The organism is Streptomyces sp. NPDC002690 (assembly GCF_053592415.1).
Map to the genome: position 1 here is coordinate 1 of NZ_JBSFVR010000169.1, position 15,507 is coordinate 15,507.

General features: G+C 70.9%; 16 protein-coding genes. 10 read left to right on the forward strand and 6 right to left on the reverse strand.

The genetic code is table 11. The features are described from left to right. Positions 1 to 187 precede the first annotated feature (187 nt). From ACWD3D_RS20960 to lepB, 7 genes are all read left to right on the forward strand, one after another. Complete coding sequence (locus ACWD3D_RS20960; RefSeq protein ID WP_451462348.1) at positions 188 to 973, forward strand: DUF4389 domain-containing protein; 786 nt, start codon at positions 188 to 190, stop codon at positions 971 to 973. Between the two features lie 42 nt (positions 974 to 1,015). Next, entirely contained in the window at positions 1,016 to 1,531 is a 516-nt protein-coding gene (locus tag ACWD3D_RS20965) for a DinB family protein (RefSeq protein ID WP_451462349.1), read from the forward strand. 83 nt (positions 1,532 to 1,614) lie between these two features. Further along, a complete protein-coding gene (locus tag ACWD3D_RS20970; RefSeq protein WP_451462350.1) occupies positions 1,615 to 2,331 on the forward strand; it encodes a DUF4230 domain-containing protein in 717 nt (238 codons plus the stop codon). A gap of 89 nt (positions 2,332 to 2,420) precedes the next feature. Continuing rightward, the gene (locus tag ACWD3D_RS20975; protein ID WP_451462351.1) at positions 2,421 to 2,942 is read left to right on the forward strand and encodes a hypothetical protein; all 522 of its coding nucleotides are present in this window, start codon (positions 2,421 to 2,423) and stop codon (positions 2,940 to 2,942) included. Positions 2,943 to 3,190: 248 nt separating this feature from the next. After that, on the forward strand, positions 3,191 to 3,700 hold the full coding sequence (locus ACWD3D_RS20980) for a mycothiol transferase (RefSeq protein WP_451462352.1): 510 nt from the start codon (positions 3,191 to 3,193) through the stop codon (positions 3,698 to 3,700). Between the two features lie 149 nt (positions 3,701 to 3,849). Continuing rightward, positions 3,850 to 4,161: a hypothetical protein gene (locus ACWD3D_RS20985; RefSeq protein ID WP_451462353.1), complete on the forward strand. Its 312-nt coding sequence runs from the start codon at positions 3,850 to 3,852 to the stop codon at positions 4,159 to 4,161. An 88-nt stretch (positions 4,162 to 4,249) separates the two neighbouring features. Continuing rightward, entirely contained in the window at positions 4,250 to 4,966 is a 717-nt protein-coding gene (gene lepB, locus ACWD3D_RS20990; RefSeq protein ID WP_451462354.1) for a signal peptidase I, read from the forward strand. A 106-nt stretch (positions 4,967 to 5,072) separates the two neighbouring features. Here the strand turns inward: lepB and ACWD3D_RS20995 are convergent, their stop codons facing one another. Together ACWD3D_RS20995 and ACWD3D_RS21000 are read right to left on the reverse strand one after the other, a co-directional pair. After that, positions 5,073 to 5,510, reverse strand: coding sequence for a protein-tyrosine phosphatase family protein (locus ACWD3D_RS20995; protein ID WP_451462355.1), 438 nt, complete (start codon positions 5,508 to 5,510; stop codon positions 5,073 to 5,075). 90 nt (positions 5,511 to 5,600) lie between these two features. Continuing rightward, positions 5,601 to 5,852, reverse strand: a complete 252-nt coding sequence (locus tag ACWD3D_RS21000) for a DUF6296 family protein (RefSeq protein WP_451462356.1) — start codon at positions 5,850 to 5,852, stop codon at positions 5,601 to 5,603. 273 nt (positions 5,853 to 6,125) lie between these two features. On the opposite strand from ACWD3D_RS21000, the gene ACWD3D_RS21005 reads away from it, so the two are divergent. Next, positions 6,126 to 6,959, forward strand: coding sequence for a PepSY domain-containing protein (locus ACWD3D_RS21005; RefSeq protein WP_451462357.1), 834 nt, complete (start codon positions 6,126 to 6,128; stop codon positions 6,957 to 6,959). A gap of 148 nt (positions 6,960 to 7,107) precedes the next feature. Here the strand turns inward: ACWD3D_RS21005 and ACWD3D_RS21010 are convergent, their stop codons facing one another. From ACWD3D_RS21010 to ACWD3D_RS21020, 3 genes are all read right to left on the reverse strand, one after another. Further along, entirely contained in the window at positions 7,108 to 9,135 is a 2,028-nt protein-coding gene (locus ACWD3D_RS21010) for an ATP-binding protein (protein WP_451462358.1), read from the reverse strand. A 233-nt stretch (positions 9,136 to 9,368) separates the two neighbouring features. Further along, the gene (locus ACWD3D_RS21015; RefSeq protein WP_451462359.1) at positions 9,369 to 10,277 is read right to left on the reverse strand and encodes a quinone oxidoreductase family protein; all 909 of its coding nucleotides are present in this window, start codon (positions 10,275 to 10,277) and stop codon (positions 9,369 to 9,371) included. A gap of 5 nt (positions 10,278 to 10,282) precedes the next feature. Then, entirely contained in the window at positions 10,283 to 11,008 is a 726-nt protein-coding gene (locus ACWD3D_RS21020; RefSeq protein ID WP_451462360.1) for a ScbR family autoregulator-binding transcription factor, read from the reverse strand. A 309-nt stretch (positions 11,009 to 11,317) separates the two neighbouring features. On the opposite strand from ACWD3D_RS21020, the gene ACWD3D_RS21025 reads away from it, so the two are divergent. Together ACWD3D_RS21025 and ACWD3D_RS21030 are read left to right on the forward strand one after the other, a co-directional pair. Continuing rightward, entirely contained in the window at positions 11,318 to 12,082 is a 765-nt protein-coding gene (locus ACWD3D_RS21025) for an SDR family oxidoreductase (RefSeq protein ID WP_451462361.1), read from the forward strand. Positions 12,083 to 12,175: 93 nt separating this feature from the next. Beyond that, the gene (locus ACWD3D_RS21030) at positions 12,176 to 12,445 is read left to right on the forward strand and encodes a hypothetical protein (protein ID WP_451462362.1); all 270 of its coding nucleotides are present in this window, start codon (positions 12,176 to 12,178) and stop codon (positions 12,443 to 12,445) included. Between the two features lie 118 nt (positions 12,446 to 12,563). Here the strand turns inward: ACWD3D_RS21030 and ACWD3D_RS21035 are convergent, their stop codons facing one another. Further along, positions 12,564 to 15,164: an FUSC family protein gene (locus tag ACWD3D_RS21035; protein ID WP_451462363.1), complete on the reverse strand. Its 2,601-nt coding sequence runs from the start codon at positions 15,162 to 15,164 to the stop codon at positions 12,564 to 12,566. Positions 15,165 to 15,507: the final 343 nt, after the last annotated feature.

Genomic DNA, 15,507 nt, shown 5'->3' on the forward strand with positions numbered 1-15,507 from the left:
GGGGCCGTCGATCGTAGTGGGTGGCCGCGTGCTCTCTCTCACACCGTGTGCGTAATCTGGGTGCCTGGCCCGCCGGGGACACCCGTACGGCCCCCGGCGGATTGCCCCGCGGGGTGCGCCGCGCCAGGTTGGCGGTGACGTCTACCGAGCCGGAGGCGCCCCGAGAACCCCGCCGAGGAGGAGCCGCATGGCCGACGGCCAGTGGAGCCCGGGCCACGTCTCACCCGAGGTGGCGGAGTTCCAGCCCGTCCTGGATGTCGTGGAGCCCGCGCGACAGCGCCGGCTCACCGTGCTGCTCCGTTTCCTGTTGCTCCTGCCGCACTTCGTCGTCCTCTTCGTCCTCTCCCTCGTGGCGGCCGTCATGGTTGTCGTCGGCTGGTTCTCCGCCCTCGTCCTCGGCCGTCTGCCCGATCCCGTCTTCCGCTTCCTCGCCGGACGGCTCGGCTACCAGACGCGCGTCCTCGCCAACGAGATGCTGCTGGTGGACCGTTACCCGCCCTTCTCGTTCCGGGCGCCGGGGGACTACCCCGTACGCGTCGAGGTGCGCCCCACCGGGCTCAACCGGCTCGCCGTCCTCTTCCGGCTGTTCCTGATGATTCCCGCGCTTGTCGTCCAGGCCCTGGCCGTCACCGGCTGGTTCACCCTCTCCTTCGTCTGGTGGCTCGTCACCCTGATCCTCGGCCGCATGCCGAAGCCCCTGTTCGAGGCCACCGCCGCCACCCTGCGCTACCAGATGCGGTTCGACGCCTACGCGTCGATGCTCACCCCCGCCTATCCCAAAGGCCTCTTCGGCGACGACGGCCTGGAGATCGTCCCGTACGGCACCGGCTCCGCGACCCGCCCTCTGATCATGAGCCGGGCGGGCGGGATGTTCGTCGTCCTCTTCCTCGTGCTCGGCCTGGCGAGCAGCGTCACCTGGTCCACCGTCCCGCACGACGACGAGCCCTCCGGCACCTACCGGCTGCACCGGTGAAAAGGCCTCGCGATCCGGGCCGGCGCCGGGCATGATCACCCGATGACATGGACAGCGCCTGAACCGGAAACCACCCCCGACGCCCTGAACGCTCCGGAGCGCGAGACTCTGACCTCGTTCCTCCACTCCTACCGCGCCGCCCTGCTGCGCAAGTGCGCCGGGCTGACCGGCGAGCAGCTGGCGCGGCGAACCACCGAACCGTCCAACCTCAGCCTGCTCGGCCTCGTACGACACATGGCCAAGGTCGAACGGACTTGGTTCCGCGAGCGGTTCGCCGGCCAGGACCTGCCCCCGATGTACGACCCGGCCAAGGGCAAGGACGCAGACTTCGAGGACCTCGTGCCCGAGCGCGCCGAGGAGGACTACGCTCGACTGCTGGAGGAAACCCGGCTGGCGGACGAGGTGATCGCCGCCGCTTCGCTCGACGACACCTTCGTCCATCGTGGGGAGACGTACTCACTTCGGCTGGTACACGTCCACCTCGTCGCCGAGTACGCCCGGCACGCCGGCCACGCCGACCTGCTGCGGGAGCGCCTGGACGGTGTCACCGGCGCCTGAAACTCATGCGACTGGCCCGACATCAGAGCGAGTTGGCGGCGTGCGGGGGGACTGAACCGGCGCGTACGGGTCAGACGAACGGTATGACGTCCACCGGTACGGAACCAGACAGCTCCGAGCGACGCGGCGACGGGCCCGCCTCCCGCCCGGTCGCGAGGAAGCCGCGGTGGGTTAAGGCCCTCGGCATCTGCGCCGTGGTCCTGGCCCTCCTCTTCGCCGGCACCCGCCTCAGCCTCATTCCGGGTCTGGGAGACATCTTCGGCGAGCGCACCAACGACCGCTCGGGCCCCGCCGTGCTCAAGTCGATCCAGGACATGAGCGCGTACGAGGCGGCCTCCGGCAACTTCCAGGTCGTCGTCGACCTGGAGAAGGACGCCAAGTTCCTCCCCGACGCGATCCGGGGGACACGCACCCTGTACGTCGGCGCGGGCACCGTCGGCGCCTCCGTCGACCTCGGCAAGGTCGCGAAGGACGGGGTCGTCGTCGACGAGGACCGTACGGAGGCCACGCTCACCCTGCCGCACGCGGTCCTCGGCAAGCCCGCTCTCGATCCCGACCGGTCCTATTCGGTCTCCAAGCAGCGCGGTCTGCTGGACCGCCTCGGCGACTTCTTCTCCGACAACCCCGGCAGCGAGCAGGCGGTCAACAAACTCGCGGCCCAGCACATCGGCGAGGCGGCGAAGGAGAGCGGCCTCACCGCACGGGCCGAGAAGAACACCGCGAACATGCTCAAGGGCCTGCTCACCTCGCTCGGGTTCACCAAGGTCACCGTCACCTTCGCCGACCCCGGAGGCTCCTGAGCCTCGCCGGCCGCTCCCCGCGACCGGCTCCCGGCTCCCCGCACCGACATCCTCGAACGGACGGCACCCCAAGTGAGATGCTGTGCCGCGTGATCAGTGAAGCCGGTGAACCACGGCGGGAGCTGTTCCTCCGGGACGGTCTGGAGGACGCGGACGTGGCGAACGCCCACCGCGAGGCGCTCCTCGTCCTGCGGGACAGCATCGGGACCGCGTACCTCGATGCCCACAGCGACGGCCCCTGGCCGCGCGAGGTACTGGCGGCGTACGAGCGCGCGTTGTCGATGGCCGAGCACCGCGCGGCCGAGGGCGTCCGGCGGGCGAAGGGCGGTCTCGGGATGGGAATCGACGTCGACGTCCGTGACGACGCGCAGTTCGACGTGCTTCTCGCCTTGGCTCCCTTCACGATCGGGGCGGAGGGGTGGCAGGGTGACCGGGAGATCTTCAGCGCGAGCGACACCGGCACGGCCCTGTGCATCGCTGTCACGGCGCGGCAGGAGGCTCTGCTCATGGCGCGCCTCGGCGCACTGGGCATACCGGAGACGGCGTTCACGGACCAACCCCGTAAGCGGCACGGCTTGTTCGCGCGCTGGTCACGGCGCCGGACCGCGTAGCGCCCGCACGGGCGGGCGCGGTCCCTTCGTCCGTATCGACCTGTGGGACGAGCCCGGTGCGGACCAGGGTGGCGGCGCTGCTCGCCGACGATGTCCGTAGCGATCGGACAGCGCATGACCCCGCCCGGTGACGACCGTCTGCCGTCAATGAGCGGACCGGTGCGACAACCCTCGAATTGTCGTTCGGTTTCTCAATGCTGTCGCCCGGTCGTGGTGCGTTCCGGCGGCCCTCTTGTCAGAGTGGACGGATGAACACATCCGATCTGCTGACCGATGCCTTCGGCCGGGTGCGGGAAGCGGTGCACGCGGCGGCGGAAGGGCTCTCCTCCGGTGAACTCAACGCCCGGACCGACGAGGGGGCCAACTCCATCGCCTGGCTCGTGTGGCACTTGACCCGGGTCCAGGACGACCATGTCGCGGATGCCTCGGGGGAAGAGCAGGTCTGGTTCACCGACGGCTGGGCGGATCGGTTCGACCTCCCCTTCGACCGTGCCGCGACCGGATACGGACATACCGGCGAGGAGGTCGGAGCCGTGCGGGTGGCCTCCGCCGATCTGCTGCTCGGATACCACGACGCGGTCCACGAACGCACTCTGGCCTTCGTCGGCGGACTGACCGGCAAGGCGCTGGACCGGATCGTCGACGAGGCATGGTCCCCGGCGGTGACCCTTGGCGTCCGGCTCGTCAGCGTGGTGGCCGACGACCTTCAGCACGCCGGTCAGGCAGCCTTCGTGCGCGGGGTGCTGGGACGTATGTGAGGAGGATGATCGATCGCTCCGTGAACATAAAGACCAGGTCAGAGATGTGCGCGCTGTGGACTTCGCACACCGGTGCGAGCTTGGAGCTGCGGTGCCATACTCGAAAGCAGCCAGTAGGCAGGCTTGGCATTGTCGAAAGGCGAGACGTCATGAACTGGGCATCGTGGACAACCAGTGGCGTCTTCGCGGGAGCCGGCGGAGTGAGTACCGCCGAGGTGGGCATCGTGACCGGAGATCTGACCGTGCACACGACGTGGTCGGACGAGCAGGCGGCTGTGGCCGTCCAGTTCAGCGGATCCTCCGATTGGTTCACCATGGCGGGCAGCCCCGTTCCGTGCTTCTCCGAAGAGGAGAGCCGCACCTTCCATCAGTGCGTCGTCGAGGCCGTGCGCGCGGGCGCGGGCGCGATGGTCCCCCCGCCCGAGGGCGAACCCACACCGGCGCCACCGTCGATCGCTTGAGGGCGGAGTCGCACCGGGAACCCCTAGAGTTGCTCACGCAACCGTACTCAACGGGTACGGAGAGTGAGAATGCTCAAGGGGCGGTGCGATGACAGGGGCGGATGTCTTGCGGAAGAAGCCGAAAAGGCGGTCCGGGTCGAAGAGGCAGCGACCTCTCTGGGTGGAGATCCCGCTGTTGGTCGCCGTGGCACTCTGTCTCGCCCTGCTCATCAAGACATTCCTGGTCCAGGCGTTCTCCATCCCCTCCGAATCCATGCAGAACACCCTGCAGGAGGGTGACCGGGTCCTTGTGGACAAGCTCACCCCCTGGTTCGGCTCGGAGCCCGAGCGGGGCGAGGTCGTGGTCTTCCACGATCCCGACGGCTGGCTCACCGGCGTCGCGGCCCAAGAACCCAATGTGGTGCAACAAGCCCTGACCTTCGTGGGGTTGATGCCTTCGGCGAAGGAGAAGGACCTGATCAAGCGGGTGATCGGAGTCGGTGGGGACACCGTCGAATGCTCCGGAACCGGTCCGCTCCGGCTCAACGGGAAGGCGCTGGTCGAGCCGTACGTCTATCCGGGCAACACGGCGTGCAGCCCGGACGGGGACGGTGAGTTCAAGGTGACCGTCCCCGAGGGGAAGATCTGGGTGATGGGCGACCACCGGCAGGCCTCCGCCGACTCCCGCTACCACCAGCACGACAGGAACGGCGGCATGGTCCCCGAGGACGAGGTGGTCGGACGGGCGGTCGTGGTCGCCTGGCCGGTGGGCCGTTGGGCGACCCTCCCGGTCCCGGCGACCTTCGACCAGCCGGGCATCGATTAGGGCGTGGCGCGAAAGTGGCGCAGTCCGCCCGCCGGACCGGCGGGACTTCCGAAACACGCCCGCGCCGGACCGGCGGGACTTCCGAAACACGCCCCCGGGGGACCGGTTACCCGCAGTCGCCGAAGCGCAGCACGTAACGCCGCTGCCACGGCGTCTCCACGGCGCTCGGGTGGTAGTGCGCCCGGACGTAGGCGACGGCGTCGTCCGGGCGCACTCCGTCCAGCACCGCCAGACACGCCAGCGCCGTCCCCGTGCGTCCCCGGCCGCCCGCGCAGGCCACCTCGACCCGCTCGGTGGCGGCCCTGGCCCACACCTCCGCCAGCAGGCCGCGGGCCGCCGCGCGGTCGGCGGGCAGCCGGAAGTCGGGCCAGCGCAACCATCGAGATTCCCACGCCACCGGCTCGGGCTCACGGCCCAGCAGGTGTGCGGAGAACTCGGGCACGGGCCCCGCGGGCAGCGGCCGACGCAGGCCGCGCCCCCGGACGAGGCGTCCCGAGGGAAGTCGGAGCACCCCCGGGGCGGCCGCATCCCACGCTTCACTCATGCCCGCACCTTACCGAGTGATCGTTCCGAGCCGACCCCTGTTCGGATCGGCTCCCGCGCCTGCCCGTCGCGTCGCCGCGGGTAGGCGTGCTCACTCCCCGGGAGGCGCCTGAGGGCCTTCGAGAGGACGCGCCAGCAGGGGAGCACCGGGCACCTGATGGCCACCACTGGCCAGCATCCGCACCTCGCCCCTGGCGCTGATCTCGGCGCGCACGATGCCGGTCTCGTCCTCGTACACGGGATGTCCCCCTGCTCCGGCGCGCCCGGTCATCCGGACGACGACGACATCGTCCTCCGCGCCGAGCGTCTGGAAGATGAGTTCGAAACGTTCCGGATAGTCCATGTGGGCCTCCCGATCGGGCACGACGGACGCCGGACCCCTTGGATTCCATTGTTTCCCAGCCTCGCGCTCCGCGCCCGGTCAAGGGAAGAGCTGGTGCGTCGCTCGGACGGCCGCGGGTCGGCACCCGTCGCTCCGACGGCTGCCGCCCGACACCGCGGTCCAGGACGCGGGCACGGCGGACACGGGCCCAACGGGCGGAGCGGTCCGGTCGATCGGGTGACTCGTCGGAGAGGCACAACATGACTGCTCGCCGACCGGGCTAGGCATGCGCACATGAGACTTGATCCCCCACAGACGAACCGTGTCTTCTCGCGCGCCCGCACCCTCCGTGCGGTCGGCGCCGTCGTGTGCGCCGTCGTCGCGTCGGCGTTGGTGACAGGCTGCGGAACGGACGGTGACTCCGTCTCGGCGTCGGCGACCTCGGAGGCCGCGAAGGTCGTACCGCACCAGGCGACCACCAGCCCGTCTCCCTCCGTCAGCCCGTCCCCGACCGAGCTGAGCCAGGAGCAGCAGAAGCGGAAGGACGTCCTCGACGCCACGAAGATCACCTTCGACAAGGCGGCCAAGGCCGCGGTGGGCGCGGTCTCGGGCAGCAAGCTTGTCGACCTGGAGCTCGGCGGGCTGGACGACGACGACAACGCGAGTGGCAGCCCCAGCCCGACCGGCAGCCCGAGCCCGACGAACAGCCCCAGTCCGACCGGCAGCTCCAGTCCCACGGGAAGCCCGAGCCCCACCGGCAGCGCCAGTGACCCCGAGTGGGTCGCGGAGGTCGCGGAGAAGGACGGTACCGCGCACACCGTCCGGATCAACGCGGTCACCGGGAAGGTCCTGGACACCACCGAGGACGACAACCAGTCGGCCGACGACAAGAGCCGGCTGTCCGACATGATCGGCAAGGCCACCCAGACGCCGGAGCAGGCGGCGAAGGTGGCCACCGACAAGCAGAAGGGCTGGGTCACCTCGATCGGGCTGGAGGAGAACGACGACGACGTCCTCGTCTGGCAGGTGGACGTCGTGGACTCCTCCTGGAACCAGACCGACTTCGAGATCGACGCGGCCAAGGGAACGATCGTCGGCGAGGTGACCGAGGAGACCGAAGGTAACTGATACCCCGACCGTTATCTCCGATTCGGTGGTGTACCTCCCGGTACGCCACCGAATCGCTGTTTCGTGGGCGGTCGCGTGCGGCTGTAGGCGTACCGGGCGAGATCCTCCCGGTACGCGCGCCGCCGGCCGCCCGGCGGCGCCGGAAACGTCATGCCTGACGTCGCTCGGGGCGCAGCGCATGGGCCAGTCCGTGCTCCGCGGTGTCCTTGAGCGCTCGGTCGTAGGCCGTCTCGTACGCCGAGTGACCGGCCGCCTCGCGCGCGAGGAGTTCCCACCGGTCACGGATCGCTCCCAGCTCAGGAGTGCCGCGGTGCGGGTGGCCGACCATCCGCCAGAAGGTCTGGCCGGTCCCCAGGGTGCGCGCCGCGCCCACGCCGTCGCCCTGGGCGGCGATGGCGCCGGCGAGCAGATCGAGCGCGAGCGCGATCCCCAGACTGTCCCGGAGCTGGTGCTTGCTGGTGAGCATGGCGCGGGCGTGCACCTCCGCGTCCCGCGGCCGGCCGTGCATCATGTGTATGAGCGCCAGCTGGTGGTCCGCGTAGCCGCGCGCCCACCGGTCCCCGTACTCCAGGCTGATCCGCTGGAGGCCGACGGCGTCCTCGTACGCCTCGTCGAGCCGCCCCAGGGCCGTCAGAGCGAAGAGCCTTATCACCCGGCAGCGCAGGACGGACGGAGCGGCGGCGGGTTCCACCGGCAGCTCGCGCAGAGCGCCGTCGCTCACCGCCAGCGCCTCCTGCGGCCGCCCCGCCATGAGGTGGTTGAAGCTCACCGTGTGCGCGGCGGAGAGGATCGATTCAGCATCCGCGTCCTCCCGCGCGGAACGCGCGCACTCCTCCCCGACCTCCGACGCCGTCCCGTGGTCCCCCTGGAGGGTGAGCGTGACGCCGAGGGCCCACAGGGCCCGGGTCCGGTCCCTGCCGCCGCCCGGGTGCAGGGCGAGCACCCGTTCCAGGTACGAACGCGCCTGGTGGAGATGGCCGCAGCAGCTCCAGAACAGCCCGGCCTGCCCCGCCATGCGCAAGGCCAGGGCGGGGGAGGCCACCAGGAGGTGGTCCAGAGCGGCCGACAGGTCCGTGTGACTCTCGTCCATCCGCCGGTAGCGCGCGAGCTGACGAGGACTCAGCCACCCACCGTGCGACTGGTCCGCGACATCGGCGAAGTGCACGGCATGCCGGCCCGCGAGCACCCCGTCCTCCGCCAGCTCCCTCAGCCACATGGCACCGTATTCGCGCAGCGTGTCGAGCATGCGGTAGCCGGCGCCGTCCCGCTGGAGCACCGACTGCGCGGCGAGTCTCTCCAGGCCGCGCGCCACCTCGTCCGTGGTGAGTGGTCCGCCGGAGCAGACCACCTGAGCGTCCGTCAGCCGAATTCCGCCCTTGAACACGGACAGTCGGGCCCACAACAGCCGTTCGAGCGGCGTGCAGAGTTCGTGGCTCCAGCCGACCGTGGTCCGCAGAGCCCGGTGACGCCTCGGCCAGGTCGTGTCGTCCACGAGCGTGTCGAGCCGCGAACCGAGCAGTTCCAGGAGTTCCTCCACCTCCGACTCCCGCAGCCGGGCACAGGCGAGTTCGACGGCGAGCGGGATGCCCTCCAGGCGCCGGCAGATCTCGCCCACGGCGGCCGCCGCCCGCGGCGCGTCGAGCTGCCGGGCCGGGGCGGTGAGCGCGGCCCGTTCACGGAAGAGGCGCTGCGCGTCGCTCCCGGTCGACAGAGGCGGCACGTGCACCGCGTGCTCGCCCGCGACGTCCAGGGTTTCCCGGCTCGTCGCGAGCACACTCAGCCCCGGCGCCGCGGCGAGCAGCGATTCCACCAGATCACGGCATGCCGTCAGGACCCTTTCGCAGCAGTCCAGGACGAGCAGCAGCCGCTGGTCCGCGAGCCACTCGCTGAGCGCCTCCACGGGACGGCGCCTACTGTGGTCCAGCAGACCGACCGCGTCGCAGACGGCGGTCGTCAGCGACGCGTCACCGTGCAGGTGCGAGAGATCGGCCCAGCACACACCGCCCGCGTAGCGAGCCGCTATTCGGTCCGCCACCTGGAGCGCGAGCCGGCTCTTGCCTATGCCGCCGGGACCCGTGAGAGTGACCAGCCGGTGTTCGTCCAGTGCCCGCTCGGTCCGGTCCAGCTCACCGAGTCTGCCGATGAAACTGGTCGTGACGGCGGGTGGGTTGCCCATCACGGGGGCCATCCTGCCTCCCCCGGCGGCGTGTCTCCTCCCCTTGCGAGGAAGCAATCAAAAACGGCCGACATGTGACGTTCGGGCAGGCAGGAAATGGCGTGAATGTCCGTGGCGCGTCCAGGCCGGAGCGCCCTCGTACGGAGCCGGCCCGGCGTACGGCCCCCGGTCCCGTACACCCAGGGGGCCGCGTCCACGCGGGCTCAGCTGTCACCTCGTCGACCGACAGGCCCTCAGGGCCGCAGCACCAGCTTGCCCATGGTGCGGCGTGCGAGCAGGTCCTCGTGCGCCTGCCGGGCCTCGGCCAGAGGACGGACGCCGCCCGTGAGGGGCTTCAGCCGGCCCTTGAGCGTCAGCTCGAGAAGCTCACCGAGCGCCGTCGAGAAGGCACCCGGACGGGAGAGCGACCTGCCCAGCTGGAACCCGGTCACCGACGCGTTCAGCATCAGCAGACGGCCCGTGTCCAGTGGCGCCGGCGCGGACCTGGCGGCGTTGCCGTAGGTGACGATCCTGCCGTGCTCCGCCAGCGAGGCGAGCCCTTGGTCGAAGTACGTGCCCCCGGAGGCGTCCAGCACGATGTCCGCCTTTCCGGCGAGCGGGTAATCCACCGCCTCGTCCGCCCCCGCCTCCAGCGCGGCGGCACGCTTCTCGGGCGTCGAGGCCACCGCCACCACACGCCCCGCGCCGAACTCCCGCGCCAGCTGGACCGCCAGATTGCCCACCCCTCCGGCGGCGGCATGCACCACCACGCTCTCGCCGGGCACCAGCCGGGCCGCCGACTTCAGCAGGTGCCAGGCGGTCAGACCCTGCGTCAGCAGCGACAGCGCCTGCCCGGCGTCGAGGTCCTCGGGAAGGCCGACCATGGTGGCGGGATCGGCACTCACCCGCTCCGCGTAACCGGACCGTACCTTCGCCAGGACACGCCGGCCGTCCTCGGTGCGTGCGACGACCTCGGTGCCCGGAACGAACGGATGGCCGCTCGGGGCGGGATATGTACCGTCGGTGACCAGGGTGTCCACGAAGTTCACGCCGGCCGCTTCGACGTCGAGCAGCAACCGCCCCTCCGCCGCGACGGGATCGGGCACCTCCACGTACTCCAGGACCTCGGGGCCGCCGGACTTGCGGACTTGGATCGCGTGCATGCGTGTCACCGTTTCAACGGGGGAACAGGAGCGTCCACCTGCCCCGACAGCGCCGGGAACGAGGCACCGGGCACGCTATCGAACGTCACCGGAAGCTCCCAGCTGGGCCGCCCCAGCACGTCGAACACATGATGGGCACGGTCCGGATCGGTGGAGAGCACCCGCAGCACCCCGGGCACGGCTATACCGGGCAGGACCAGACGGTACAGGTCCGAGGCCAGGACGAGCAGACTGTCCGGCCGGTCCACGGTGGTGGAGACGAGCTGTAATCCGGTGAACGCTCCCACCAGCACGTTCGCGGTCTCCAGAGGATCGATGTGTTCGAAGACCTCGCCCTGGGAACGCCCTTCGGTCAGCAGCGTCGCGATGACGTCCCGCCACTGCGGCCACGGTCCGCCGAAGAAGGGCCGCGCGTTCTGGTCGGCGGCCAGACGTGCCGCGCCCTGGAGTAACGGCTCACGGGGCAGCCGGTACGCCAGGAGGAGTCCCAGATCCACGATGGCCTGCATCTTCACCGGGTTCTCCGGCTTGATGATGACGGCGTGCTGGAGCACCGCGTGCGCCAAGGCCTCCTTGCCGGAGAAGTGGAAGTACAGAGCCCCCTTGGTGACTCCGGCCAGGGACATGATCTCGCTGATGGTGGACGCCTCGTACCCGTTCGACGCGAACACCACCGCCGCGGCTTCCAGCACGGTGTAGCGCGTTCTGATGGCCCGCTCCTGCTGCGCCATGGCCGACTCCTTCGGTCCGTTCGCCCGGTCCCCCCTGCCGCGCGCGGCGCGTCTCGCGAGGAGGGCGGGCGCGAAAACAGGCGCGCCGGTATGTTACCCCTGCTCGCGTGCCCTGACCCCCGTGGTCGCGACTGCGTGGAAGGGGCCCACGGAGTCCGGGCGAAGACGGTTCGGGCACACGCCGGTGGCGGCTCCGCGCGTCCCGCCCGAGCGGCTGCTCCCCCTCCGCGACCGGTCGCCGGACAGCCGCCTGTACGGTTCCCGGACGGGCCGGCCAACCGGCCGTCGGGTGAACGGAGCAGGACACACATGGGATCGCTCAAGGGCAGGACGGCGCTGGTGACCGGCGCGAGCCGCGGCATCGGACGCGGGATCGCCAGACGCCTGGCCGCGGACGGCGCACTCGTCGCCGTCCACTACGCGAGCAACGAGGAGGCTGCCGAACGGACCGTCGCCTCCATCCGGGACGACGGAGGTCGCTGCTTCCCGGTGCGGGCAGAACTCGGCGTCGACGGAGACGTCCGGGCCCTGTTCGACGCCTTCGACGCCGGCGCCCGCGAGCAGGGGACAGACGCGGGGCTCGACATCCTGGTCAACAACGCGGCCGTCAGCATCTCTTCGCGCATCACGGAGCTGCGCGCCGAGGACTTCGACCGGCTCATCGCCGTCAATACCCGCGCGCCGCTCTTCATCATCCAGGAGGCCCTGAAGCGGATGGGGGTCGGCGGGCGCATCGTCAACATCTCCTCCGCGGCCAGCAGGAGAGCCCTGCCGCGCACTCTCGCGTACTCGATGAGCAAGGGAGCCGTGGACTCGCTGACCCGCACCCTGGCGGAAGAACTGGGCCCCCGCGGCATCACGGTGAACGCCGTGGCGCCCGGATTCGTCGAGACGGAGATGAACGCCTCCCGGCGCGCCACCGAGGAGGCGCGGAGCGCGATCGCCGCGCTCTCCACCTTCGACCGGATCGGCCGTCCCGAGGACATCGCCGACATCGTCGCGTTCCTGGCGTCCGACGACTCCCGGTGGATCACCGGCCAGTACATCGACGCCACCGGTGGCAGCAAACTCTGAGTCGGCAGCGCCGGGCACGCGTGGCCCGGAAGCGACGACCACCGCTGCGGGGAGGATGGAAGCGTCCCCGCAGCGGGCGCGGGTCACCTCCGCATGAGCCGCGCGGAGCGGGTCTCGGAGAGGGTGTTCGAATTCATCGACGGCTTCTCCTCCGCCATGGCCGAGGAGTACCTGGCCGAGCGCGACCGCTGGGTCACCAGCATCGCTGCCGCGCGGGAGGAGACGGTCCGTTCGATCCTCCGGGAACGCCGGTCGACACCACGGTCGCGAGCCGGACCGACTGACTGGGTGACCGGCCGGACCCGTCCCGCCGAGTGGCCCAATTCCGGGCACGCGCACAGCACGGCGAGGACAGGACGATGAGTGGCGGAGTCCCCGCGCCAGGACGGGGGCTCGCCCGCGGTCGGAAAACGCTGTCGGGGGGCTCGCCCGCGGTCGGAAAAACGCCGTCGACGTCACCCTGCTCGTTCGGCCCCGGGCCTCACAGCCGCACGTCGTGACTGACCGGGCCGGTGTCCGGGATGTGCGGCACCGAGAGGAGTTCCGCGTGCGGGGCGTGCTCCCGGGCCGAAAGGATCAGTGTGTGGTGTCCGGGCCGTACGCCGCCCATGCGGTACCGTCCCGCCCGCACGGTTCCCGCCGCCACGCGCTTGCCCCGCGCGTCGATCAGGGTGACCCAGCCGGCACAGCCGGACTCGTGCAGGGGGCATTGGACCGCGCCGGTGACGGTGACCCCGCCGTGCGGCGCGGACGACGCGCTCTCCGTGGCGGGCACCGTCTTCTCCGGCGCGTCCGCCGGGCCCTCCGTCGGCGCGTGCTCGCGCGGGCCCGTGGCCGTGGCCGTAGTCGTCGCGATGGGGGTGGTGGCCAGGGCCGGAACTCCGTCGTGACGGGATTCCGGCTTTGCTCCCCAGCCAGCCACGAGCTCTTGTGCGCGGCGCTCCATCGGCGAGCTCGCCACAGGCTCCGAGTAGGTGCCGCGCACGGTGAGGCCGCGTCGCTCCGCATACCCGGCGAGCGCCTCGTCGAGCGCGGCCAGCTCCCGCAGCGCCGTGCGGACGCGGACCGCCCGGGGGCCGGTCGGTCCCATGGCCAGCTCCGCCTGCAGGTCCTGGACCAGGGGGCCGACCCGCTGCCAGTTCCCGCCGGGGGAGGAGGCGGCCAGTGAACGGTCGAGGGTCCGGAGCGAAGCGGTCAGCGTCGTGGTGACGCGCGCGAACCGCTCGGCGAGGCGGGGCGACAGATCGATGTCGATGTCGGCCGCCGCGGCGAGGGCCCGCGCATGGCCGGTGGCCGTGGTGAGCAGGGCGGTACGGTTGTCCGCGTCGCGGCCGCGTACACCGAGCGGCATCCGGACCAGGGGACGGACCAGGCTGACGACCTGGAACAGTGCGGAGTCCACCGCGCGCGCGGCGCCGCGCAGCCGGACCGGGGCGTCGGGGTCCTGCCAGCGCGTGGCGAGCTGGGAGACGAGATCGTCCACCGCGCGGACGTAACCTCGCTCCGCCTCCCCGGTGATCCTGCGGCTGGACAGCGGGAAGATCAGCGCGGCGCACGCGGTCGCCACGAGTATGCCGAGGCCGTTGTCCAGCAGGCGTTCGCCGAGCAGGTGGTCCATCGAGCCGTAGGGGGTCGTGAGTCCGTACAGCTGCACCATGGCGACCACGAGTCCGACGACCCAGAGACCATAGGCCCGTTGCATCCCCCAGGCGCCGAGGATGAGGCCGACCACGATGATCGTGAGCGTCCCGTAGATGTGACCGGGGCCGACGAGGTGGAGCAGCGTGATGCCCAGGACGGCGCCGATCACCGTGCCGGCCATGCGGTGGCCGAACTTGCGCAGTCGTTCCTGAGTCGTGTTCGTGCCGAAGAGTGTGATCATCACCCCGACCAGGCTCCAGTAGAAGCGCTGCGGGTCGATGGCGTCGGCGATCGGGCCGACGATGGCGGCGGCGACCCCCGCGTGCAGCGGTACCCGCACGAAGGGGACGATACGCCGCCAGCCGGTGTCCGTCCGCGCCGCGAGGACGCGCCGGGTCGCGGCGGCCGAACCTGCCGGACGATTCTGCTCCAGGACGACGGTCGGCTGGAAGGGAACCTTCGCCGGGGACTCCGGAGAACTCCAGCCCAGCGAGAGCCAGTGCGAGAGCGAGCCGGCCAGCGAGTCGAGGAGGTTGGCCACGCGGTGCGCGAGCTCGGCGGTTTCCGCGCTTTGCCCGCCCTCGGCGTGGTCCTGCGCGGAGTTCGCCTGCCGGCGGATGAGTTCGGCGGCGGGGCGCAGGCCCTGGGCACTGCCGAGAGGGGTGTCCCGTGCGAGGACGAGGCCCACGGCCATCGAGTGGCGCAGTCGCGACGGGACGTCGAGGGCTGTCAGTTCCTGTACCGCCCTGCCTATGCCGCGCAGAGCCAGTTCCGCGTCGAAGAGGTGGCGGTGCAGCAGCTCGGCCATGCCGGGGTCGGCGGCGACCTCCGGCTGGGCGAGCCGGCCGTCGATGGTGACAGTGGTGACGTTGAGGCGGTGGAGCGCGCGTGCCATGCGGCGTGCGACCCGCTTCTGGTCGGCGTCGGCATCCAGCGCGTCGACCGCCGCGTCGGCCACCCGGCGGGCCTCCACGACGAAGGCGCGCTGGGTGCGCAGCAGATCCTCCCGCGGCATCGGAAAGCACAGCAGCAGCCGGGTAGCGAGCACGGCGCCGACGGAGACCAGGGCGATCGCGAAGGCCTTGCCGGTGAGGTCCGCGGGGATGTTCGCCATCATGCCGACCATCAAGCCGTTGAAGAGCAGCATGCCGGTGAGCAGGGCCAGCTGTCCGAACCGGGCGAGGAAGAAGGTCAGCGCCAGCGCGACGACCATCAGGCTGATCTCCAGCGTCCGGTCGTCGTGGAGTTCTGCAGCCACCCAGAGCACGACTGCGAAGGGGAACGGCATCCACAGAATCGCGCGGCTGAGCCTCTGCCACGTGTTCTCGGCGACGGCGAAGGCGCTCATCAGGCCCATCAGCCCGCCGACCATCATGCCGATCATGGCCGGTACGTCCAGAGCCCGTGCCATCCCGTAGCCGACGGCGAGAGAGGTCACCATCGCGACGAGAGTGCGCCACCCCGCCTGCAACTGTCCGAGGCCAGGATCCGCGGCCAGGACCCAGTCCCACCGCTTTCGGGGCCCTGCCACCCGTCGCGGCGCGACGGCCCGGTCGAAGCCTGCCGCGGACGCGGTGCCGGGTACGGGCCGAGCGGTACGCGCGGTCATGTCCGACGGCTTGATGCCTGGACTGGTCAAGAGTTCTCCGGTTCCATCACGTTCAGCAGGGTGGTGAGCGCATCCCGCGCTGCGCCCACGGCAAGCCGCAGACGCGCTCGGCGCCGGACTCGCACATCGAGCTGCGCCTCGGCTCGAAGGACGGCCCGAAGGCCGTCGACGTCCC